This is a genomic window from Streptomyces coryli, from assembly GCF_011044975.1.
In the GTDB taxonomy this organism is placed as follows: Bacteria; Actinomycetota; Actinomycetes; order Streptomycetales; family Streptomycetaceae; genus Streptomyces; species Streptomyces coryli.
In genome coordinates this window covers 1-1,076 of sequence record NZ_JAAKZV010000551.1, presented here as the reverse complement: position 1 = coordinate 1,076, position 1,076 = coordinate 1, and the positions used below count along the sequence as shown (strand labels likewise).

The window sequence follows — 1,076 nt, the reverse complement described above, 5'->3', positions numbered from 1 at the left end:
CCCCAGCCGCCCGCCACCGCCTGGCCACCCTCCTCGCCGACCGGGCCGCCAACTCCGGCGCCGGCGCCCGCCGCGGCGCCACCCCCGACCTGACCGAGCTCATCCCGGAGTGGCTCCAGACCGCCAACGACCTCGGCTACCAGGCACCCCCGGCCCTGCTCCCCGCACTCCTCGACGCCGCCCGCGCCCGTACGGACCTGCGCCGCCCGGCGCTCCGCCTCGGAGGCACCCGCGCCCGCTGGCTGGCGGCCCGCAACCCAGCCTGGACCTACGCCCTCCGCGAGGGCGCCGATCCCACCACCGACCTGTGTGGACTCACCACAGGCGAGGCGCTCGACCCCACAGCAAACACCGATGAGTTCGACCCGACCGCGAACACGCCGGCCGCCCAGGCCATCCGCACCCGCTGGGAAGAAGGCCTCTTCGCCGAACGCGTCGCCCTGCTCGCCGCGCTCCGCCGCCGCCACGCCCCCGCGGCGCTCCGCCTGCTCGCCACCACCTGGCGCAGCGAGAAGGCAGAGGACCGCCTCGCCTTCCTGGACTCGCTGCGCGACGGGCTGTCCATGGCGGACGAGCCGTTCCTGGAGCAGTCGCTCGACGACCGCAGCCGCAATGTCCGGGCCACCGCCGCGGCCTTGCTCTCCGCCCTCCCCGCCTCGGGCCTGGCATCCCGTATGGGAGCACGCGCGAAAACGCACGTGTCGCTCGACCCGACCCAGCCGCCCGCCTACCCGATGATCATCGTCGAGGCCCCGCACGAGTGCGACGGCCCGATGCAGCGCGACGGCATCGCCCCCAAGCCCCCCTCCGGGCAGGGCGAACGCTCCTGGTGGCTGGGGCAGACGGTGGAGGCGGCCCCGCTGCGCCTATGGACAGAGGTATTCGGCGGCCGCACCCCGGAGGAGATCGTCGCCCTGCCCGTGGCCGACGACTGGCGCGCCGATCTGCACGCCGCCTGGTCCCGCGCCGCCGCCCGGCAGCGCGACCCGGATTGGGCCCGCGCCCTCCTCGGCACCCCGGGCCCGGACGCGGCTCCCACCCAGGACCGCCTCTCCCAGGACCGCCTCACCCAGAAC

At 76.0% G+C, this 1,076-nt stretch carries 1 protein-coding gene; it reads left to right on the top strand.

The window, feature by feature from the left end; translation table 11 throughout:
• Positions 1 to 1,076 (top strand): DUF5691 domain-containing protein (locus G5C51_RS42125; RefSeq protein WP_240930302.1); only part of this gene is annotated, 1,076 nt, incomplete at both ends.